Origin of the sequence: Paenibacillus sp. RS8, assembly GCF_041956825.1 — a bacterium.
Lineage (GTDB): Bacteria > Bacillota > Bacilli > Paenibacillales > Paenibacillaceae > Paenibacillus_AQ.
Genome location: NZ_CP168131.1, coordinates 3797563 through 3820781 on the forward strand (window position 1 = coordinate 3797563; position 23219 = coordinate 3820781).

17 protein-coding genes are annotated in these 23219 nt (G+C 42.7%); 13 read left to right on the forward strand and 4 right to left on the reverse strand.

Annotation, left to right across the window (positions count from 1 at the left end):
- Positions 1-11: 11 nt before the first annotated feature.
- Positions 12-521: a GNAT family N-acetyltransferase gene (locus ACDZ28_RS18160; RefSeq protein ID WP_375102432.1), complete on the reverse strand. Its 510-nt coding sequence runs from the start codon at positions 519-521 to the stop codon at positions 12-14.
- Between the two features lie 124 nt (positions 522-645).
- On the opposite strand from ACDZ28_RS18160, the gene ACDZ28_RS18165 reads away from it, so the two are divergent.
- From ACDZ28_RS18165 to ACDZ28_RS18195, 7 genes are all read left to right on the forward strand, one after another.
- Positions 646-1503: a LysR family transcriptional regulator gene (locus ACDZ28_RS18165; RefSeq protein ID WP_042125910.1), complete on the forward strand. Its 858-nt coding sequence runs from the start codon at positions 646-648 to the stop codon at positions 1501-1503.
- A 156-nt stretch (positions 1504-1659) separates the two neighbouring features.
- On the forward strand, positions 1660-1866 hold the full coding sequence (locus ACDZ28_RS18170) for a hypothetical protein (RefSeq protein ID WP_156114764.1): 207 nt from the start codon (positions 1660-1662) through the stop codon (positions 1864-1866).
- A 128-nt stretch (positions 1867-1994) separates the two neighbouring features.
- The gene (locus tag ACDZ28_RS18175) at positions 1995-5081 is read left to right on the forward strand and encodes an ATP-binding protein (protein ID WP_042125912.1); all 3087 of its coding nucleotides are present in this window, start codon (positions 1995-1997) and stop codon (positions 5079-5081) included.
- Positions 5078-6190: a response regulator gene (locus tag ACDZ28_RS18180; protein ID WP_042125914.1), complete on the forward strand. Its 1113-nt coding sequence runs from the start codon at positions 5078-5080 to the stop codon at positions 6188-6190. Before ACDZ28_RS18175 ends, ACDZ28_RS18180 begins: the two co-directional genes overlap by 4 nt.
- 251 nt (positions 6191-6441) lie before the next feature.
- Complete coding sequence (locus ACDZ28_RS18185) at positions 6442-13308, forward strand: Ig-like domain-containing protein (protein WP_375102433.1); 6867 nt, start codon at positions 6442-6444, stop codon at positions 13306-13308.
- Positions 13309-13486: 178 nt separating this feature from the next.
- A complete protein-coding gene (locus ACDZ28_RS18190) occupies positions 13487-13978 on the forward strand; it encodes an RNA polymerase sigma factor (protein WP_375102434.1) in 492 nt (163 codons plus the stop codon).
- Positions 13975-14976 carry an anti-sigma factor gene (locus tag ACDZ28_RS18195; RefSeq protein WP_042125918.1) on the forward strand — a complete coding sequence of 334 codons (1002 nt, stop codon included), beginning with the start codon at positions 13975-13977 and terminating at the stop codon, positions 14974-14976. Before ACDZ28_RS18190 ends, ACDZ28_RS18195 begins: the two co-directional genes overlap by 4 nt.
- 76 nt (positions 14977-15052) lie before the next feature.
- On the opposite strand, the gene ACDZ28_RS18200 is transcribed toward ACDZ28_RS18195, so the two are convergent.
- Positions 15053-15397 (reverse strand): helix-turn-helix domain-containing protein, encoded by a 345-nt coding sequence (locus tag ACDZ28_RS18200; protein ID WP_042125921.1) that lies wholly within the window; start codon positions 15395-15397, stop codon positions 15053-15055.
- Between the two features lie 174 nt (positions 15398-15571).
- On the opposite strand from ACDZ28_RS18200, the gene ACDZ28_RS18205 reads away from it, so the two are divergent.
- The 6 genes from ACDZ28_RS18205 to ACDZ28_RS18230 all read left to right on the forward strand — a co-directional run bounded on the left by ACDZ28_RS18205 (position 15572) and on the right by ACDZ28_RS18230 (position 21248).
- Entirely contained in the window at positions 15572-16504 is a 933-nt protein-coding gene (locus ACDZ28_RS18205; RefSeq protein ID WP_042125923.1) for an aldo/keto reductase family protein, read from the forward strand.
- A 30-nt stretch (positions 16505-16534) separates the two neighbouring features.
- Positions 16535-17383, forward strand: a complete 849-nt coding sequence (locus tag ACDZ28_RS18210) for an NAD-dependent epimerase/dehydratase family protein (protein ID WP_375102435.1) — start codon at positions 16535-16537, stop codon at positions 17381-17383.
- 82 nt (positions 17384-17465) lie between these two features.
- Positions 17466-18488 carry an SDR family oxidoreductase gene (locus ACDZ28_RS18215; RefSeq protein WP_042125927.1) on the forward strand — a complete coding sequence of 341 codons (1023 nt, stop codon included), beginning with the start codon at positions 17466-17468 and terminating at the stop codon, positions 18486-18488.
- A 154-nt stretch (positions 18489-18642) separates the two neighbouring features.
- Positions 18643-19302, forward strand: coding sequence for a bifunctional 2-polyprenyl-6-hydroxyphenol methylase/3-demethylubiquinol 3-O-methyltransferase UbiG (locus ACDZ28_RS18220; protein WP_042125929.1), 660 nt, complete (start codon positions 18643-18645; stop codon positions 19300-19302).
- Between the two features lie 94 nt (positions 19303-19396).
- Positions 19397-20449 (forward strand): CapA family protein, encoded by a 1053-nt coding sequence (locus ACDZ28_RS18225; protein ID WP_375102436.1) that lies wholly within the window; start codon positions 19397-19399, stop codon positions 20447-20449.
- A 541-nt stretch (positions 20450-20990) separates the two neighbouring features.
- Positions 20991-21248 carry an AbrB/MazE/SpoVT family DNA-binding domain-containing protein gene (locus ACDZ28_RS18230; RefSeq protein WP_042125931.1) on the forward strand — a complete coding sequence of 86 codons (258 nt, stop codon included), beginning with the start codon at positions 20991-20993 and terminating at the stop codon, positions 21246-21248.
- Between the two features lie 142 nt (positions 21249-21390).
- Here the strand turns inward: ACDZ28_RS18230 and ACDZ28_RS18235 are convergent, their stop codons facing one another.
- On the reverse strand, positions 21391-21900 hold the full coding sequence (locus tag ACDZ28_RS18235; RefSeq protein WP_375102437.1) for a PadR family transcriptional regulator: 510 nt from the start codon (positions 21898-21900) through the stop codon (positions 21391-21393).
- A 93-nt stretch (positions 21901-21993) separates the two neighbouring features.
- The gene (locus tag ACDZ28_RS18240) at positions 21994-23157 is read right to left on the reverse strand and encodes an ABC transporter permease (protein ID WP_375102438.1); all 1164 of its coding nucleotides are present in this window, start codon (positions 23155-23157) and stop codon (positions 21994-21996) included.
- Positions 23158-23219 lie beyond the last annotated feature (62 nt).

Here is a 23219-nt window from a genome sequence, read left to right on the forward strand (position 1 = left end):
GTTCAAAGTGTCTAGCCAATGATTTTATAATAGTAGATCGTCGCATGTAATTCACCGTTAGCTGATATTGCATAGTATGGTATACGTCCAGCTTGTATGTAGCCCATTGAAGTATAAAGGAGGTTGGAAGGGTCACCTTCTCTTGTATCCAGCACGATTAAAGACCTGTCTTCCTGCGTAGCTCTTTCCTCAGCTTTTTGCATTAGTGAACGAGCAATACCATTCCGGCGATAATTAGGGTGTGTCATCAGCTTTGCGATTTCGGCTCGATGTGTTCCGTTTGCTTTTGTACTTAAATGTAGTTGTACACTTCCTACGATAATCTCATTCATTGTTGCGACAAAAAGGATCACATCGGGAGCCAAAACATTGTGCCAGTATAAGACAGAGTCTGACGCATCTAAGGGTGGTAAAAAACCAATGGAGGCTCCATCCTCCACGACCTGTATAAGTAGCTCTGAAAGCTCATCTATAGATTCTTCAATCGAAAATAGTTGTTCAATGCTTACAATATTATTCATGTTTTTTCCTCCAGCACTTTTAAGTTTAAAAATATAGCGAAATCATAACTGAATACATATAATTTGTATAACGAATTTTATAGATCGCAATCATTAATATTTTGAATCATAGAGGGTGCAATACATGGACTTATCTCAATTAGAAGCTTTTTTGGCAGTATGCAGAATCCGAAATTTCACCAAGGCCGCAGAACATCTACATATCTCCCAGTCCGCCGTTACCGCAAGAATAAAAGCATTAGAAAACGCCGTGGGCAAAGTACTTCTTACACGTGATAATCGGAATGTTAGCTTAACGCAAGCAGGAATTTCCTTTGTTCCATATGCTGAGCGGATGCTTCGTTTGTTTGAAGAGAGCAAGGTGACTCTATCCGAAGAGCTGGAGAACTATATCATTTTAAGTGGGCCTGGGTCCGTATGGCATTATTATTACCTGGAGCATATTCTTTCATTTAGACGTGATCATCCGAAGGTGGCTATCAAATTCCTAAGTTATATTGATTCCAGTTATATGATTCGTGATCTTTTGTTGGATGGAATTGTACAAATTGCGATTAAATATGACCCGCCGGAACACCCCAAGGTAACCAAACACTTCTTGTTTGACGATGAGATTGTTCTGGTTTCCACGCAATTAAGAGAGACATCTGTACGCAAGGAGGATTTTTTTCAGCGTGAGTATTGTCATTTAGAGTGGGGAGGCCCATTTCCAGAATGGTTTTCCAGTATAGTTGGACCAGGCTATGTGCCTGCACTTCAGACCGATCACTCGATGATTATGCTGGACATGCTGCTACTAGGAGAAGGCTTTGGATTTCTACCCCGATCTATTGCACAACCGTATCTCGATCAACAGAGGCTATTTCAACTTCAATGTGAGTTAGACATGCCGATCACAAAGGCCTACGCGCTTTATTTAACAGAGAATACCGAAGATATTCGTGTACGGCTTGGGCTGGAGATGCTTGGGGTGGATAGGTAAGGCGTATTTGTATCGTATCTTATTTTTGGCTAATCAGAACCGTGTTCTGGGTGGCTTTTTTATATGGAAATTATGGATTCTAATATAAATAAGCGTATCGTAATTTTATCTGCTCATATCATATCCGACGTTGATCATATCGCCAAGTAGGTGCTTATGATGGGACGAGGGGAGTTACTACATCAAGGAACGATTAAGGAATTGACTAAGGATCTGGAAGGAGAGGTTTGGGAAGCCGTTGTGCCCGGACGGATGCTCGCTCAAATCGAAGAATGGCGATTGCAATTTTCTATTTTGTCAGCTTCTATCCATCCGGTACAAATAGTCTTAGATAGACGCTTATCTGAGTGCCGATTATACTGAGTAATGGTAACAATTTATGAGAGTGATTGGAAGCGACTAACAATCAGGAACTTGAGAGATTTTTGTGAGAGCAGTGGGGTAGGATAGTAGAATTACTCGCATAGAGAGGAGCCTGAAGGTTGAGGACGATGAAATATCGGGGAATAGTCGGGATGGGGCTGTTTTTTATCCTCGCGATTTCCCTATTAGTAAGTATTATTTCCCCAACAATTCAGGGTCAAGTAACCCCGGTGGCCAAGCAGGGCGTATTGGATTTGTCGAAGTGGGATTTTGAGGAACAAGGACTAGTTGATCTAGACGGAGAATGGGAGTTTTATGAGAATGAATTACTGAGTCCCTCTGAGATTCAGCAAAGCAGTAATAAGAAATCTACATATCTTTCTGTCCCAGGCACATGGAAAGGTAAGGGCTTAGAAGATGGGATGGACAGAAAGGGTGCTGGCACCTATCGACTTAAAGTGTTAGTCCAAGATTCGGATGAGATCCTTGGTCTAAAAATACGAAGTATACGCATGTCTCAAAAGTTATTTATCAATGGGAAGCAAGAGGGAGAGAACGGGGTTCCTTCAACACAAAGTGAGTCATTTAAGCCTGGGAATACTCCGTATACGGTATTTTTTCAATCTAATAACCGAGAGATAGAAATATTAATTCAAGTCTCTAATTTCAACTTTATCACTGGGGGGATCGTGAATTCAATCCCACTGGGCGCACAAGCCGATATTACAAAAGTGAACAGTATTCAGATCGGCACTGACATTGGAATTATTCTGATTCTGGGGATGTTTGGTGCTTACCATCTCAGCTTCTATTTTGTCGGGCGTAGAGAAAAAGCCTATTTGCTCAGCGGTTTATATTTGCTTATTCTTTCTATGAATAATTCTCTATATGGAGAGAAGATATTTCAACAGTTATTACCCCATTTCCCTTTTGAATCAACCTATAAGATGTTGGAAATAAGCCAGTTTGTTGGGTCAATCATCATTATTATGTTTTACTGCTCGGTGGAGTCTAGGTTGATGTCAAGTAAGAGGATGAGGATCGTGTTATCTCCATTTGTCTTTTACTTGTTTTCGGTTTTGGTACTGCCGTATGATGTGCACATTCGTATGAAATATGTATTTGTTACTTATCTTGGAGTCGTTATGATCACAATTATTGTGAGAATGATCTATTTATATGTTCGCAGTCAGAGCCAAACGACGGATCGAAAAGAATTGTTTTTGTTCATTGGCGGTGCGATTTCACTCCTGATTTTTTTCATTGATGTAAGTCTCTATTCTGAAAATGCTCTGCAGACCGATTTGTTGGGTAAGTGCGGAGTGATTGGTTTTATTGTTTTCTTCAATATTATGTTAGCTGTACGATTCTCCAACGCTTACGACAAGACGGAAACGCTGTCCCGTCAGCTGCTAGTCTCGAATCAGCTTAAAGATGAATTTCTGATGAACACATCTCATGAGATCAAAACCCCATTGCATGGCATTATGAATATGACATCCTTTTTATTAGAAGATGGCGAAGATAATCTGTATCCGATACAGAAACAGAATCTTTGGTTGATTAAGGACACTTCTACGAAGCTGTCTATGCTTATTCAGGATTTGATTGATGTTAGTCTTTTGAAGCATGGAGAATTACGATTACAGCAGACAGTGGTTGATCTAAGAGTGGCTTCCCAAATTGTATTTGATGTGTTGCAGTTTGAACTTGCGGGAAAATCGGTGAGATTAGATAATCAGGTGGAACCCGATGTTTGGGTGCTTGCAGATGATAGCCGACTAAGACAGGTAATGTACAATTTAGTTCACAATGCGATCAAGCATACGGATGAAGGATTAATTCAGATAAAAGCTTATGTAGAGGGAAATACGGTGACTGTCGCGGTGGAAGATACAGGAACTGGGATATCCCCCGATATGCATACGGCCATATTCGAATATTTTGAACAGGTCGATAAACCTCTTCCGCAAGATGGCTACACAGGAATGGGCGTTGGTTTGTACATTAGCCGGAAGCTCATCGAACGGATGGGTGGTGAGATTAGGGTAGATTGGTCTGAGATTGGCCAAGGCACTCGAATGATCTTCACATTGCCCAAAATAGAGCGGATTCCAGGCTACCTCGAAGCAGCAGCTACAGGGGCGGGACAGCACGCGCATTTTGAGCAGACCTCGCTTGATATTGTAGATCAAAGCGGATATACAATCCTAATTGTGGATGATGAAGCATCTAATATCCATATTCTGCTGAACATTTTAAGACGGCATCATTATAATGTAATTACTGCGTTTTCAGCGAATGAAGCAATAGACAAAATGGAGCAATACCCGAATGTGGATCTAGTCATATTAGATGTCATGATGCCGGGTATTTCAGGAATTGAGCTATGTAGAACATTACGGGTACGTTACTCCATTCTGGATTTACCTATTCTGTTTGCTACAGTTAAGGACGCACCAACGGATATAGCGCTTGGCTTCAGGGCTGGGGCGAATGATTATATCACTAAGCCATTTGATGGCGAGACACTGATGGCGAGAATTCAGACGCTGATTGCTATGAAAACATCGATACAGGAAGCGATACGAAATGAGTATGCTTTTCATCAAGCACAAATTAAGCCTCATTTTCTGTATAACGCACTGAGTAGTGTAATCTCTTTCTGTTATACAGATGGAGAGAAAGCCGCTTATTTGTTATCCATGCTAAGTCAATACATTCGTTATATTCTCGATATGGATCGGTCCACTTTAGTTGTTCCGTTACACCGGGAGTTAGAATTGATTCAAGCTTATGTGGAGATCGAAAAAGCTCGGTTTGGAGAGCGGTTCGATTTTATTTTTAAAATGGATGAGGGTCTACGTTCTGTTGAGATTCCTTCCTTATGTATTCAGCCGTTTGTCGAAAATGCGATCAGACATGGGTTGTTTGAAAAAGAGGGTCAGGGCAGAGTTTCGCTCACGGTTCAAGCAGGCGGTAACTATATGAAAGTTATCATCGAAGATGATGGTATAGGTATTCCAGATGATCTGCTATATCAATTAACCGGAGACGGGCAGCTAGATGGCAGCATCGGTATCCATAACATTCGAAAGCGTATAGGCGCTATCCCCGGAGCCACCCTTACCATTCATTCCGACCTTGGGTTCGGAACCAAAGTTACGATGTATTTACCAGCAAGCCTTGGGAGCATGGAGGGAGAAGCACGATGATTCGTGTAGTGATTGTTGAAGATGAGAAGCCGATTTTGAATTTGATGAAGGTACTGATCGGTCGTAATTCAGATTATACCATTAGCGGGGCCTTTTCTAATCCATTGGAGGCACTGGAGTGTATACCTGATTTACAACCGGACGTTGTGTTTATAGATGTTGAAATGCCAAGGATGAACGGGATTGAGCTGGCAAGCAGAATTCAGAAGCTGATGCATCAACCGGAAATTGTATTTACTACCGCCTACAAAAATTATGCACTGGAAGCGTTCGAAGTAAGTGCACTGGATTATATTCTTAAGCCGATCACACCCGAAGCAATCCATAGGGTCACTGAACGACTTGTTAAACGAATGAGACCGGCGGTGATACAAGAGCCTAAGAAAACGGAGCCAATGATCCGCTGTTTCGGTGGATTCGAAGTATGTGATTCAGAAGGGAAGCCTATTCATTTTCGAACACGTAGAGCAGAGGAATTATTCGCCTATTTCCTATGTAATGCTGGTCGTTATATCAGTAAGTGGAAGATAATGGATTTATTGTGGCCGGATATGCAGGATGAGAGAGGGGCATCCAATCTGTATAATACGATATACCTCTTGAAGAAAATGCTGAAGGAAAAGGACTTCGGTATGGAAATCCGCAAAATGAACGATGGTTATATGCTGGAGACCGGAAACGAAAGCTATGATGCGCTTGAGTATCAAAGATTTCATTTAGAAATAGCGGAAGGACAACAGAACACTACGCAAATGGAGCGGCTCAGTAACTTATATCAGGGGCCTCTGCTGGACGGAAAGCCTTATCTATGGAAGATATCGCTGGAGGAAGCGTATTGCAAGTTTTTCACAACATGCACTCGTTTGCTGGTAGACAATGATTGTGCTGCTCAGGACTGGCATAAAGCGGAGCAACGACTAGAAAAGTTCTTAAGCTTATATCCGCTGCATGAAGAAATGAACCAGCAAATGATTGATGTTTATGCCAAACTCGGAAATAAAGAAAAGATTGCACGACTTTATGAGAAATTCGAGGGGGCTTATCGTACTGAGCTGGGGCTGGTCCCTTCAGCAGAGTTTAAAGAGCGTGTAGCTGCATATCTAGTTTGAAATATTAATAAAAAAGGAAAGCAGAGGGAGAAATCTCACTGCTTTTTTTGTATTTTTCGGCATTACGCGACAATTTGTGAGATTTTGGTGAGTTAGGGTTGATATGATTTCCTAAACATGGGAGTAATAAAATACATAGGAAAGAAGTTGAGAGTGTGCTTCGATTAGTCAGGTCCAAGAAAGCTATAAGCATTCTATTATTTGTATTACTGGTCAACATATGCTCGTCACTATTTATTAGAGGGGGAGAGTTGGCTTATGCAGACACTGCTGATAAGGATACGACTTCGGTATTTCAAAAGGCGTATGTTACAAGTTTTTCGAGTGGTGTAGTGGATGTAGTAGATTTAACGAATTTAGCGGTGGAAAAGGCGAAGATCAAGGTGGGAAATGAGCCGAATAGCGCCGCCATTAATCCGAATAAGACCCAGGTCTTTGTAACTAACAGAGCGGATGGGACTGTTTCTGTTATAGATCCATCCACTGACACTGTGATTTCAACCATTGCAGTGGGCTCGTGGCCTCATGGCGTTGCATTTAATTCAGATGGCAGTAAAGCTTATGTGGCTAATTACTCCAGTAACTCCCTTTCGGTGATCGATACAGCTACTTTGAGCGTGATAAATTCGATATCTGTAAATTCTAACCCAGTCGCAATGGTCGTGATTGGAGAAAAGCTGTACTTATCCTACGATTCTGACAATGAAGTTTCTTTAATTGATATTAATAGTGATACTGTGATTTCTGGAATTTCATTAGCAAGTTCATCCTATGGCCTGTCAGTAAATTCCGAGGGTTCAAAGATCTACGTAGCAGGTAAAGGGAACAATACCATGGCTGTGATCGATACAGTAACGAATAAAGTGGAGGCTACCATTCCTGTTGGTGAAGCTCCTCACGCAACAGAAGTCAGTCCGGATGGGAGTAAGGTTTATGTAGCTAATGCTTTTAGTAATTCGGTTTCTGTTGTCAATGCAATAACGAATCAGGTGGAAGCTACAATTCCTGTTGGTTTTAATCCTTATGTAATTGGTCTCTCCAAAGATGGGAGTCAAGCATTTACGGTTAATTATGGTGCTTCAACTATGAGTGTAATAGACACAACAAAAAATACAGTAATAAAAACTATAAATCTCAGCCCAGGACCTTTTATGGTAGGTACCTTCATGGTTCCTGTAGCTGTAGCTGTTAATACAGACCCCGGGAATAGTGGTGGTCCAGAGGATAAAGATACGCCGATAGTATCGACATATGCCCCTGAGAAAAATGCGCAGAATGTAAAGGTCGACTCAGACCTTACGTTGACCTTTAATGAAGGTGTAAAGGCCGTTTCGGGTAAAAATATATCGATTTGGAAACCACAAGTTACTTCTAACGCCAGTGGTTCCGAATATCCGGAGGTGCTTGCAAACTCAACCAAAATAGAGACGATCGCCGCTGATGATACAAGTAAAGTGACGATTTCGAACAATGTTGTAAAGATCAACCCAGCTGCTGACCTAGATTATAAAACGAATTATTTCGTGAAGATCGACCCGGCAGCGTTTAAGGATTCAGCAGGTAATCTCTATGAGGGATTGAATGGAGAGATAGAGATTCTTGATGGCCAAGTTCATGTGCCGGTTGGCTTCACGGGTGCTGAGATATGGGATTTCAAAACTGGCGCCAGTAGTGATACCACTGCACCTTTAGCAACAGAGTTCTCTCCTGCGAAGAAAGAATCGAATGTAGCAACAGATGCTAATTTGACTCTAACTTTTAGTGAAAATGTACATGCGGGCAGGGGGAAATTTATAAGGATTATGGTACCGGGAACAATGTTCTCGGATGGATCATCTAACAATTATACAGAGGCTGTCGAGTTCGAAAAGATTTCCACGAGTGATACTACAAAAGTGACGATTTCAGGCAATAAAGTTACGATCAATCCAGCAAAAAACATGGCAAACAATAAATATTATTATGTGACCATGGATAGTGGAGCTTTCCAAGATACCTTCAATAATGATTATGGTGGGATAGTCACTTCGGTACAGTATATTAATAATGTACTAATGGAGATTGGCACAGCTCCGTGGTATTTCAAAACCGGAGCTCCAGCGGATACACTCGCGCCAACGGTAGTGGGATTGACTCCTGCGAATGATGCTAAGGATGTTCCGGTGAATACCAACCTCGTATTGGCGTTCAGCGAAAATGTCAAGGTGACTGGTAAAACGATCAAGATTCTTAACAAGACAGATGATAGTGTTATAGAGACGATAACAGCAAGTGATCCTACGAAAGTTACCGTATCTGGAGACAAAATAACGGTTAAGCCTGCTACCGATTTCGCGTATGGTACTGGGTACTACGTGCAGATTGAAGCTGGAGCCGTTCAAGATCTCGCAGGTAATAGCTATGCGGGTATCACTGACAAGACGAAATGGAACTTCACAACAGTGGCGCCAGATGAAACTGCTCCAACAGTAACCTCTCTGGCACCTGCTATTAATGCAACAAAAGTACCTCTGAACACGGAACTCACTGTCACATTCAGCGAGAAAGTCAAGGCAGTAGCGGGGGAAGATAAATATATTAGGATCATGTCACCGGGTAGTGCTTCGTATTCTGAGAATTATTATGAATCTCAACCTCCTGAAGAGGTAGAATTGATTGCTATTGATGATACTAATAAAGTAACAATCACAGGGAACGTAGTAACGATTAAACAGACCAAATTGGATTATGGTCGAGAATACTATGTAACCATTGATCAAGGTGCTTTGGTAGATTTAGCAGGAAACAGCTATGAAGGCCTATATGGTTTTGTGGAATATAGATATTTCTCAGGGTCACCTGCGGTAGGTAAGGAAGTAGCAGAAAATACATGGGTCTTTGAAATGGTAGCCAAACCGGACACCACACTACCAACTGTAACGACACTATCGCCTGCTGATGAGGCAACAAATGTTGGGGTGGACTCCAGTTTGAAGCTTACATTTAGTAAAGATGTACAAGGAGTAGCGGGCAAAAATGTAGTACTCAAAAAAGAGCTAGATAACAGCGTGATTTATACATTCGATATGGGCGATATAACCCGTGTTAGCGTCTCGGGCAAAACAGTGACGATCAATCCTTATTTGATGCTGTCAGATCATGACGGAAAATATATGGACTATAATACGAAATATTATGTACAGGTTGATGCCGGAGCAATAAAGGATGCGAAAGGTAACGCTTTTGCAGGAATTACGGATAAGACCACTTGGAACTTCACGACAGGATTAGCTCCAGAAAAGACGGATCTTACAGCTACAGCTTATTCGCCAGTAAAAGGGGCTACGAATGTAGCAGCGGATACAAATTTGAAGCTGACATTCAGCTCAGCTGTTCAAGATGTGTGGGGTAAAAAAATTGAAATTCGCAAGAAATCTGACGATAGTGTTGTGTACAGCTTCGAAACAGGTGCTATGGGCGTCAACTTATCGGGTAACAGCGTAACCTTTAATCCAATGATTGTAACCCCTGGTAACGGTGTGAAAGTGGGTTATTTACAACCAAGTACAGAATATTATGTCCTTGTTGCGGCTGGAGCATTTAAGGATGCTGCGGGTAACAAGTACGCTGGAATTACGGATAAAGCAACTTGGACGTTTACGACTGAACCAGATACGGATGGGGACGGTATTCCAGATAGCTTAGATCCATTCCCAACCGACCCGACGAAGCCAGGTAACGGTGGCGAACTGGATACAGACGGAGATGGTGTTCCAGATAGCCTAGATCCAGATGATGATAACGACGGTCTGACGGATGAGCAGGAAATCGTGCTCGGCACAGATCCGAAGAAGGCAGATACGGATGGCGACGGAATTAACGATAAGGATGATCCATTCCCGACAGATGCAGCGAAACCAGGAACAGTAAATGGTGAGCTGGATACAGATGGCGATGGCATTCCGGACAGTTTAGATCCAGATGATGATAACGATGGTCTGACGGATGAAGAGGAAATCGTGCTTGGAACGAATCCGAAGCATCCTGATACAGATCATGATGGAATCAACGATAAAGACGATCCGTTCCCATTGGATGCGACGAAGCCAGGTAACGGTGGCGAACTGGATACAGACGGAGATGGTATTCCAGATAGCCTAGATCCAGATGATGATAACGACGGTCTGACGGATGAGCAGGAAATCGTGCTCGGCACAGATCCGAAGAAGGCAGATACGGATGGCGACGGAATTAACGATAAGGATGATCCATTCCCGACAGATGCAGCGAAACCAGGAACAGTAAATGGTGAGCTGGATACAGATGGCGATGGCATTCCGGACAGTTTAGATCCAGATGATGATAACGATGGTCTGACGGATGAAGAGGAAATCGTGCTTGGAACGAATCCGAAGCATCCAGATACAGATCATGATGGAATCAACGATAAAGACGATCCGTTCCCATTGGATGCGACGAAGCCAGGTAACGGTGGCGAACTGGATACAGACGGAGATGGTATTCCAGATAGCCTAGATCCAGATGATGATAACGACGGTCTGACGGATGAGCAGGAAATCGTGCTCGGCACAGATCCGAAGAAGGCAGATACGGATGGCGACGGAATTAACGATAAGGATGATCCATTCCCGACAGATGCAGCGAAACCAGGAACAGTAAATGGTGAGCTGGATACAGATGGCGATGGCATTCCGGACAGTTTAGATCCAGATGATGATAACGATGGTCTGACGGATGAAGAGGAAATCGTGCTTGGAACGAATCCGAAGCATCCTGATACAGATCATGATGGAATCAACGATAAGGATGATCCGTTTCCAACAGATGCAGCGAAACCAGGGACAGTAAATGGTGAGTTGGATACGGATGGCGACGGAATTCCGGACAGCCTAGATCCAGATGATGATAACGATGGCATTCCAGATACAGAAGAACTCATTAACGGAACGAATCCGAAGCAACCTGATACAGATCATGATGGAATCAACGATAAAGACGATCCGTTCCCAACGGATGCCACGAAGCCATCCTTAAGTAATCTAGTAAAAGATTACAATAAGTTAGATATTATCTATGGTGCAGGGGATCATGCGAAGCATGTTTCCAAAACATTATATTTGACTGAAAAAGGTTCTTCTGGAAATACATCAATCACTTGGGAATCAAGCAAACCAGATGTCGTTAGTGCAAAGGGTAAAGTAGTTCAGCCTGGACCTGATGAAAGTGATATCGAAGTCACTTTAACTGCAACGATTCTTGACAAAGAGACTGGTGAAAAGCGCACAAAGACATTTAAAGTGACTATTGTCAGAATGTCAGATGAGGATGCTGTTAGAGATGCTGCTAAAGCATTAGGGGTAGATAAGGCTTTTAAATTCTCGGATGGAGATACTTGGGAGTCAGTTACAAATGAATTCTTGTTGCTTGGTACAGGAAAACATGGAACGAAGATTACATGGACCTCGACCAATATCGATGTTCTTAAGCTATCCAGCAAAGATGGTGAGGAACAGGGTACCGTGAACAGACCTGAAGTGGGTGATAAGAATGTAATAGTTACCGCTACGATCTCTAAGGGTACCGCCAAAATCACTAAGAGTTTCCTTCTGGTAGTTACTAACAAGAACATAGTGAAGGAAAAAGAAAATACACGCCAAGAGAGCGGAAGAACGGCTGATGTAAAGGCAAACGCAAATGACATGATTCACACGGAGAGTCTGAACATTCTCAGAACAACGCTCAGCAATCAGGTTAAGATTGATACTGTTATCGTTGATCCGTCAAAAGTAGAAAGTCTGACGAATTCTTTTAATCCTCAGGATGGAGATATTAACAACCGTACGCTAACTGTTGAGATTAAGCAGCAAGCAGATGATAAGGCAGATGAGATTGCCGTAGAGATTCCGGCTGCAGCTGTTTCGGCACTGGCTGACAGAAATGCGGGTATGAATATCTTTACCGATGAAGGTTCTGTAAAGTTGAGTCAGGAAGCTTTAAAAGACGCTGCAGTTAAGGGTACAGATCTTTATTTCAGAATTGTACCGGTTAAGAATGCACAAGAGGATAGTGAGGCTAAAAAAGCAGCGAATACTGACCCTAAGGTTACGTTAGCAGCTGCTGGGAATCAGATAAACTTACTGGGTCTGCCAAGAAAGATCGAAACAAACTTTGGTGGTTTTAACACGAAGGTTGTTCTCCCATTAAGTGGAATTACTATTCCAACTGAGAATAGACAAGCTTTCCTAGACGCTTTGAAGGTGTTCATTGAACATACGGATGGTACGACAGAGCTGGTATCAGGAACTATACAATATGAGAACGGCGTAGCAACAGGGATCCAATTTGAGATTTCGAAGTTCAGTCGTTTTCAAATCGTGAGTTTCTCTCCTCAGTCGAATCATGAGAATATTCCGGGAGGAACGAACACGCCTGGTGGCACTACAATCAGTAATCCTACTAACAATAGTGGCACGGATAAGGAACAGCCTAACAATCCAAATGTAGTTCATGAATCACATAAAGGATATATTTTAGGCTATGCGGATGGCAGCTTCAACCCGGAACGAATGATTACCCGTGCGGAAATGGCAACGATTTTGGCAAGGCTATGGGGTAAGAATGAAGCACAGGCTACCTCAGCTTATAAAGATGTAAATACAACTTATTGGGCTTTGCAGTCTATTAGTGTAGTTACAGCACAAGGGTTAATGAAGGGGTATGAAGATGGCAGCTTTAAGCCGAATCAGCTAATTACTCGTGCAGAAATGGCTATCATTGTAGAGCGCTTGCTGGATAAGGCTCAAAGTGGGACCAGCAGCTTTAAAGACATTAGTAGTGGGCATTGGGCAAAAAATGCGATTGATGCGGCCAAAGCAGCTGGGATCATTAACGGATATTTGGATGGAACATTCCGTCCGAATCAGACATTAACTCGTGCAGAAGCTGTTGTGATTATTAACAGACTTTTGGGCAGAGGCCCATTGCTTGGAGCACAGCAGAAGTGGAAAGACGTCAGTGATAAACACTGGGCGTACGGACACATTCAGGAAGCTAGTATGAACCATTCCTTTGAGAAACAGCAAATGGGTGGAGAGCAATACATTCCTGAGGTAAAATAAATGAATCTTTTTTAAGTGAAGAAATATTTTTTACAAGAGAATCCCCTTACGCTATACGGTATCTATATACTGTTAGCGGTAAGGGGATTTTTTACGAAGCTTTTCTTTTATAAGTTTTTTCTCCTACCAGCTAACTTTCCGAGAACTTCACCGTTATACATACGAAGGGAGGTGCAGGATGAAGCCCGGGCAGCTACATCAGATACTTCAACCCAAAATGCTAGAAATCCAAAAATACTTGATTCGTCTCGGGGCACCTGCAGCCGACGCGGAAGATATCGTACAGGATACGGTGTATAAGGCTCTATTGTATATCGACTCTATTGATGAGAACAAATTCAGTGCATGGCTATATAAAGTAGCGATCAATCGCTACTATGATCTGTGCCGCCGCAGCAAACGTATAATCATTCCTATTGACTATGTCGATGTGCCGGATAAGGAACTTCCGGAGGATCATTTGTTGCTAAAAGAAAAACGGGAAGACATTGACCGCGTGCTTGCAGAACTGCAACCGCTCCATAAACAACTCATTATTATGAAGTATGAACTGGAGTTGTCCTATCAGGAGATAGCAGAGCTCCTCGGAATCACGACAGATACAGTCAAGTCGGCATTGTTTCGTGCCCGCAAGCAATTCCAAAAAAAGTATAGAGGTGAAGCGGAATGACAGCACCATGGGAACAAAAGGATGATCAAAACCTTTCAAAAATAATTAAGAAAGCAAAACGAAAAACAATGATTCGTAATACGGTCATTTCTTTGGTCGTGACTGTTATAGTATTGTTCGGCGGCATGCTGGGTATCTCTCAACTGACTAGCTGGTTAGCGATGCGCGGGCTGGATGAGGAGAGGATCATGATGGAAATTAGCAGTCCTAATCTTCATGAGCTGAGAACTGACCTGGATCTAGGATTTTTATCGGGCAAAGTTGAACTTAGTACGTACAAGGTTGTTGAAGGTGTACCTGTCGTGTGGGATACTAAAAAGCTGGATTTTAGTATGAGCAGCCGCTTTTCTCTGCTTAATAGGGGATATTCTAGTATAAATGTTCCTGACCCAGTAATGACAAGCCAAAATTACGAATACTACCGAGGATATAACAGTCAGAATGGACAGCGGGAGATGATGTTCTATGTGCCAGGAGTAAACTATAACGGAAAGGTGCTGAACGACCTGCCTGCACTCGAACAAATGGATCCCGGTAAGCTGGTAGAGATGGCAGTTTCATTTGATAAAAGCTATACGCAGGCTGAAGTTGAAAAAATGCTGCCAACAGAACTGACGCAGACTTGGTATTGGGTAGATACGTATGACAATAAGAAGAAGCTTGAGTTTATTACGAATGACAGTAGCCCGGATAAGTATGCCTTACCGGAATCAGCGAGACAAGTATACGGTTACGGTGTCAAATGGGAAGGGTTATTTAAACCAAAACCAGAGGATTTTTTACAATCACTAGCATATGGGCTTCAGAAAGAGGGCAAGTATTACGGAGAATTTGAGCGAATCTCGAACTATTTGAAAAAGGATAAAGCGGCACCGGATGCCAGTGACGTACAGCTATTGGGAGTTGTTGTTACAGGAACTGCTAAGGAGCTGCAAAGCCTTAGAGGAAAACCGTATGTAAATACGGCAGTACTCGGCGCAGTTGTGGATAAATACTAGATCGTATAGTAAAAAAGAAGCCCCGGGAACAATGATCCCAGGGCTATTTTGATCATATCACAACCTACCATTTATGCTACGTCCATTTGGCCGACCATAGCTTCATTTCCTTCAAAATTTGATGCAAATCCTCACCTTTTGGAGTTAAAGAATATTCCACTGTCACCGGTACGGTAGGAAACACATGGCGTTCTAGTACACCGTGTTCCTCTAAATGGCGAAGAGTACTAGTCAACGCGCGGGGGCTAACATTAGTGATTTTTCGCTGAAGCGCTCCAAAGCGTTGGGTGCCGTCGAATAACTCTCTTAATACGAGAAAAGCCCATTTTCCGCCCAACACTTCAAGGGTTTTTTCTACATTACATTCAATAGTAAGTGGGGTTTTAGGGATATAATTATTGGTAGATTTAGCTGTTGTCAAGGAATCTCCTCCTGTTTGGGTGCTACTATACTCTTGTATAGTAACTACTCTAGGGATCATATAGTAAACTAAATTTCACTTCTTCCTATTATATACAAACTATTCTAGAATGAATATGTTCGTTAGGCAACCTGCCGAAATCATAACACGGAACTATGGAAAGGAGCAGTTATTATGAAATATCGTAGACTAGGTGGCACAGGCCTAAAAGTTAGCGAGATTAGTTTGGGAAGCTGGCTGACATATGGAGGATACGTAGAAAGAGATAATGCTGTCAAAGCCATTGAAACCGCTTACGACCTAGGCGTGAATTTTTTTGATACGGCTAATGTTTACGAAAAGGGTGCTGCTGAGAAAGTGCTAGGCGAGACCTTGCGGAACTATCCGAGAGAATCCTATGTACTCGCCACTAAAGTATTTGGAGAAATGGGGACGGGGCCAAACGATCGTGGTTTATCCCGTAAACATATTACTGAGCAGTGTCACGCAAGTTTAAAGCGTCTCGGCGTAGAATACGTGGATATAATGTATTGCCACCGGTTTGATACTGAAACTCCAATTGAAGAGACCTTACGTGCGCTGGATGATCTGGTTCGTCAAGGCAAGGTATATTATGTCGGTGTAAGTGAGTGGACAGCGGCGCAAATGACGGATGCATTAGCTGTAGCAGACCGCTATTTGCTGGATCATATCGTGGTTAACCAACCGATTTATAATATGTTCGAACGTTATATTGAAAAAGAAATCATTCCCCTCGGCGAGCGCCGCGGCATTGGACAGGTCGTATTTTCTCCATTGGCTCAAGGGCTGCTAACAGGAAAGTATAACGCGGATATCCCTGAAGATAGCCGTGCGGCTAAGCTGGATCGGTTGAAGAAGGCGATTACGGAAGAGAAGATTGAAAAGGTTCGCCAACTTAGCGGGGTAGCTGCGGAGCTGAATATTTCTGTGGGAAATCTGGCTTTGGCTTGGATTTTGCGTCAGCCTAATGTAGCAAGTGCGCTAGTGGGTGCAAGTCGCCCGGAGCAGGTCGAAGAGAATGCTAAGGCTTCGGGAATAGAGCTTTCTGAAGATATTCTGAAGAAAATTGAAGAGATTCTTAACTAGAGATAGTTTCATAAAAAAGGAGATATGATCATGGCGAAAGTAGTTGTTACTGGCGGAAGCGGGATGCTCGGCAGATGGGTCGTCCGACATTTTGTAGAACAAGGGTATGAGGTTGTGAATGTGGATACGCAAAAATCTACAGATTCCTTGTGCCAAACGATCATTGCTGATTTGAATAACTTAGGTGAAGTGTATGGCGTACTTGCAGGCGCTGATGCAGTTGTACATCTGGCTGCAATCCCAGCCGCAAATATAAAGACGAGTGAAGTCACCTTTCAAAATAATGTAGGTTCCACCTATAACATTCTGGAGGCTGCTGCTGGACTGGGCATTGGCAAAGCTGTTATTGCTTCCAGTGAATCTTCATATGGCATCTGTTTTGCGGTTAACCCATTGGGTCCGCAGTATGTGCCTATGGATGAGGAACATCCACAATTACCTGAGGATAGTTACGGTCTATCTAAAGTTGTGAATGAAAAGACAGCAGAGATGTTCCAGCGCAGAACGGGTATACAAGTCGTTTCCCTAAGAATCGGAAATGTCATTGACCCATCGAAGTATGAACGTTTCCCTTCCTTCATTCATGATCCCGCGCAGCGTGATCGGATTCTGTGGAGCTATATTGATACACGGGATGTAGCGACAGCTTGCCAATTGGCGATTGAAACGGACGGATTGGGCGCAGTTGCTCTTAATATATGCGCAGATGAGACCAGTATGGCTGTTCCTAGCAGAGAGTTAATGGCCGCACGTTATCCAGAGGTGACGGATTTCCGCCAGCCGCTGGAAGGCCATGAGTCGTTACTCAGCAATGCGAAGGCGAAGAAGCTGCTGAATTGGCAGCCAAAGCACTTATGGCGAGATTACGTTAACGAATAAATGACGAGTCAGGTTTACTTTTACTATAAATGAGAGTTAAAAAAGTATGGTTTTTGAACATCCTCTATAAGGAGCGTGTGAAATGAAGGTATTATTTATCGGAGGTACGGGACTGATTAGCCAGGCTGTATCCCCGCTCGCCGTAGAACAAGGAATAGAGCTGTATTTGTTCAACAGAGGACAAAGAGGCGAATTCGTTCCGGATGGGGCGAAGGTGATTCAAGGTGACATTCGTAATCCGGCGGAGGCTGCCGAAGTATTGCGAGATTATGAATTTGACGTAGTGGTAGACTGGATTGCTTTTACACCGGAACATGTGCAGACAGATATTAACCTGTTTACAGGTAAAACGAAGCAGTATATTTTTATCAGCTCGGCCTCGGCTTATCAGAAGCCACAGCGTAATTATATAATCACAGAAGAGACACTCCTGGAGAATCCTTATTGGGAATACTCGAGAAATAAAATTGCTTGCGAGCAGCTATTGATGGAAGCACACAAGAACAGCGGATTCCCGGTTACGATTGTTCGTCCTTCCCATACTTACGGAAATACAGCCATCCCTGCGGCACTCACGAGCGGACAGCATCCTTGGTCCTTGATTGATCGTATCCGTCGTGGCTTGCCTTTAGTCATCCATGGAGATGGAACATCTTTGTGGACACTGACGCATAACTCAGATTTTGCCAAAGGGTTCGTCGGATTGCTTGGGCATCCGGAAGCGATTGGGGAGGCCATTCATATTACTTCTGATGAGGTGTTGAACTGGAATCAGATCTATGCGGCCATTGGGCAAGCGGCAGGTGTGGAGCCGAAAGTGGTTCATATCTCTACAGACTTTATCACAGCCTTCTCCCCTCCAGGGACGGCGGATGGCTTGATCGGCGATCAAGCGGTCAGCAGTGTTTTTGACAATCGTAAAATCAAACGTCTCGTGCCTGACTTCCAGGCTGCCGTTCCTTTCTCTGAAGGGATAAAGCAGTCAATTGCTTGGTTCGAGGCTCATCCTGATCAATGCACAGTCGATGCGGAATGGTCTGCTTTACTAGATCATTTGATCGAGAAACATGGAGTTGAGGCCAAGCCTCTATCCTTTTACTCATAAGATTTGTACGGTTAATATTTAAAGACGGTCTGTTCCTAAGGGAGCAGCCGTTTTTTTTTTGGTTTGTCTCGCTCAATGTAAGGTTATGGAATGAATCAGCAAATCATGAATATACTCTCACTACCTTAAATTCCGTTAAAAAGGAGTCCTGGCCATGCCAACACATCCCTTTGTCTCGCGTTTTTTTGTAAACTCAGATGCAAGCCGTGAGAAGTTAATTTATGATTTGCCAGAATCCTGGTGGAGCCGTCCCTTTGAATATGAGTGGTGTATTAACTTCATTTCTCCTCATGGGGTTGTGCTGGATGCAGCCTGCGGAATTCCTCATCCCTTGAAATTTTATTTAGCCGGGGTTTGTGCAGAAGTCTATGCTTGCGATATGGACAGCAGGGTGATTTACCGGGAGGACATCTTAGATACGATTACAAATGAGATCGGGGAAAAAGCGGCGAAGCAGGTTATAGCGAGAAGAACAAACAACTTGCATCTTGCTCAGGCCAATCTTGCAGATCTGCCTTATGAGGATGAGAGCTTTGATACTATTTTTTGTATCTCGGTCCTGGAGCATTTGACCTTAGAGGATACGGTGGGTACTTTACGGGAGTTTCACCGAACGTTGAACGAAGAAGGGCTATTGGTATTAACGTTTGATTACCCAACGGTAAACTTAAATCTAATGAATGATCTGCTGCTGCAAGCTGGATTTCAGTATTGGGGGGAGACCGACTTTGAGTTGCCTGCGGATGCTGTATATACAGATTTGTGGGGTGGGTTAAATTGCTTCCGAGCTGTTTTGAAAAAAACAAAGGGATAACAGGTCTTCTTACCCTTAAATTAGTAATCTATTTCCAGTATGCTAGATTAATAGCTAATTTAAATAACATGCTGAGGATAGGAGGCTGTATTTTTTGAGTTTAGGGTCGAATGTATTGCGCAGAATACTACTCACTACACTTTTGTTATCACTGATCCTCCCTTCGACAATTGCAGTTAGTGCAGCTTCGCCATCGTCAGAACCTATCAAGCTTGCTTTTGCTGGTGATATTCTCTTGGACGGTTTTGTAGGCGATCAGATCGCTAAATACGGAGTGAACTTTCCGTTTGCGAAAGTTGCACCTACCTTGCAAAAGGCTGATATTGCCTTCGCGAATCTGGAAACCCCAGTCTCTATTCGAGGAAAGGCAGCAGAGAAGACCTTTGTCTTTAGATCTAAACCGGCAGTGCTTAGCGGCTTATCCTATGCTGGGATTGATGGCGTATCTTTGGCTAATAATCATATTTTAGATTTCGGAAAAGACGCCATGCTCGACACGCTGGTGCATCTGGATCGAAACAAGATCGGCCATACAGGAGCAGGCAAAGATGTGGACGAAGCGTTCAAACCGTATACAAAGACGGTAAAGGGGAAGAAGATCGCTATTTTAGGTGTAAGCCGAGTGCTTTCAGGTCCTTCTTGGTATGCCGGTGACAATAAGCCTGGAGCAGCCTCAGCGTACACCTCGCAGCCTATGCTTACGGCTATTCAGAAGATGTCTAAGGAGAATGATTACACGATTGTGTACATTCACTGGAATGAAGAGTTTAAGGATTACCCTGAACAATACGCCCGCACGCTAGCCAAACAGATGATTGATAGTGGTGCAGATATCATACTCGGCGCACACAGCCATTGCCTGATGGGCATCGAATACTACAAAAATAAACCGATCTATTATTCACTTGGAAACTTTGTGTTTAATCGTTCAACACGTGGTGGAGAAAAGACGCTTCACTCGATGCTAGTGAATATTGAGATTAATGATGCCCAGGTGACGAGTAAGATTACGCCAGTCAAGATTATTGGGGGACAGCCCAACTTTATGGATGATTCTTACAATAGGAAGACGATCAAGCTAATGAATAGCCTATCTTATAATGCAGTTATTGATGCGAATGGCAGGGTCACGGAAAAGCAATTATAACGATATAGCAGATCGGCCAGAGATTGCTGGTCGGTTTTTTTTGTGATTAAATTCAATTCACTATGTTTAATTTATCCAATATTTGATCTTTCTATTAATAATATGTAATACTTATATTAAATAAGAGTGTAGTAGAGCATTAGATTGTCGAAAAAAGTAGATGCATAAAGCTTAAATAGTCTGTATTAACTCTACTAGATGTATTGGTCGCTCTGATATACGCCGAAGTGTTTACAGACTTGATGTATTGGGTAAATGAGGTTAATAATAGGGATACTTCGCAAGCTGATTTGTAATCGCAATATTGGATATTTATTAATTTCAAGTCGAATAAATTGGATCGCTTTACAGCATTTTGTCGAAACCGTACATATTTTTGTCGAATAATTGTCGATAAATATCATATTTTGTAGAAATAAAATTGACAGGGAAAGAATAGCACTTTAATATTAGAGTATAGCGTAATCATTACTATCACTTAGAAGCCTACATAGCTTTTAGCAAAAATGATTATTAATGTTAATTCAAGGGAGGATGTACAATGATGAAAGCGACAGGCATAGTAAGAAAAGTAGATGAATTGGGACGTATCGTAATTCCTATTGAACTACGTAGAACGATGGGAATTGACATAAAAGACCCGCTCGAGATTTTTGTAGATGGAGAGAAAATTATTCTTAGAAAATATGAGCCAACTTGTATCTTCTCCGGAAGCGCAGAGAACCTCATCAATTTCAAAGGTAAAATGGTAAGCAAAGATGTTCTTGATGAGCTGATTTCCAGCTTTGACAGAGTATAATCGATAGATTACACATTTTTGTTAAAAAAAGAACCGGTACAGCAAACACGAATTGTGCATGCTGCCGGTTCTTTTTTTAACATCACATTAAAAAAGCAGCAAATCCCCATGGGAAATAGGAAACTTGCTGCCCACACAATGCTTATTCAGACTCCAGCACACTTTGAATTTTCTTGATAAAGGCTTCATATTGCACGAGACCGAGCTCCATACATAGCTTCTCGTAAGGGGATAGATGAGAATCTAGTTCCTTCAATTTTTGATTCAGATCGTCGTACATAGCTTGCTTCTCTATTAATGCTTGCCGTAATAGGGCATCTACATTCTCTTTGTCGGTCTTATCCCCGAAATACAGATGCATAAAAAAATCTGAACGCAGCACTTCCTTTTCGGCCGGTCTTTGCAAGTAAGCATGAAACTGATCCAATCCGGCAGACGTAATAGTAAATACATTTTTGTCAGGTTTGCCTTCCTGCCTTACGGATTCTTTGGTAATTAGATTCAGCTTCTCCATCTTGCTCAAAGTTGGGTAGATGGTGCCGTAGCTAGCATCAAAGAAAAAAGAGAAGTATTCCTCGAAATGCCGTTTTATCTCATAACCCGATTGAGGTTTTTTACTTAATAATCCTAGAATGACATCTTGAATGTTCATGATTCGTTGCCGCTCCTTTCTTTCACCTCCTACCATATCACAACTGCATATCGCTCTCAATTTGAAACAGCATAATAACAGCAAGATACATAGTTAGGCACTTGCTGGCAGGGAATCTTGTTCTCGCAAATGTAAGGTCTCTTTTCGGAAGAAGGTAATCATAATACTTAGTATCGTTGTTGCCGCTCCAATGCAGACAAGGTAGAGCATATTCTGCCACACACCTGTTCCACCGATTACAAGATCGAGCATTCCATTTACGGCGTAGTAAGCAGGTGAGAATGGACCGATCCAGCTATAAAAAGGGGACAATAGGTCACGGGGAATCGTTGCTCCGGAAGCTAACATTTGCATGGAGAGAAGTGCAATGTTTAACCAGGCACCAGCATCCCCGAGGAGCAGGAGACTTAACTGGGCAAGGCACATACAAGAGAGAATGATAGTGAATTCGAACAACCACATGAGCAGAAAACCGTGGCTAGAATGGATACCCAATGAGTTAATCATGAGGGTTCCCACCAGTGACGTGAGCATTGCCGTTCCACCCATAACGATATACCTTGCGGTTAAACGATCCCATTTACCGTATGTGTTAGACAAGTTGGAGGAAGCCTTTTGGAGATTCATTGCGAGTAACATTGCGCCGGTAAACGAAGCAGTAACGATCATTAGTGGGACCATAGTTTGTGCAAAATTTGTTGTGGGATTGATGACTTCAACGTTTGCGGAGATTCGGCTGCTTGCCGCGCTTTTGATGATCTCTGCTTGTGCCTTCGGCAGCTTCATAGCTTCAAGGGTTTGGTTTAGTGCTGTATCACTGCTTTGTGTGTTCATGGCAGCCGTGACTTTTAGTGCTACAGTCTGCATAACATTGCTTACCATCTGTGGATTAGATTCATTTACGAGGTAACGGAGTTCAGCCTTTGCGGAAGGATTGCTGATCTGTCCGGTAAACCCTTGCGGAATATTAATAATCATACGAATTTTTCGGTCCTCCAGCGCTTTCTGGGCTTCCTTCAGCGTGAAATCCTGTTTAGTTACGAACTGTAGCGAGCCTGCAATCCCTTCGGCAATGGGCTGGGCATTCGCACCATCCTCATTCACAATAGCAATTGGCAACCGATCTACCCGATCAGTTACATGGTCATACCCTGTAATCCAGATTAAGCTGAAAAAGACTTGGAACAACAGTGCAGTTATAATCCCGACGATGGTAGCAGGCTGCTTGAGGAAGTGCATGATTATTGGACGTGACATGGTTATCTCTCCTTTATATTTCAACATGTTATATTACAAGTTGTAATATAACATGTTGAAAT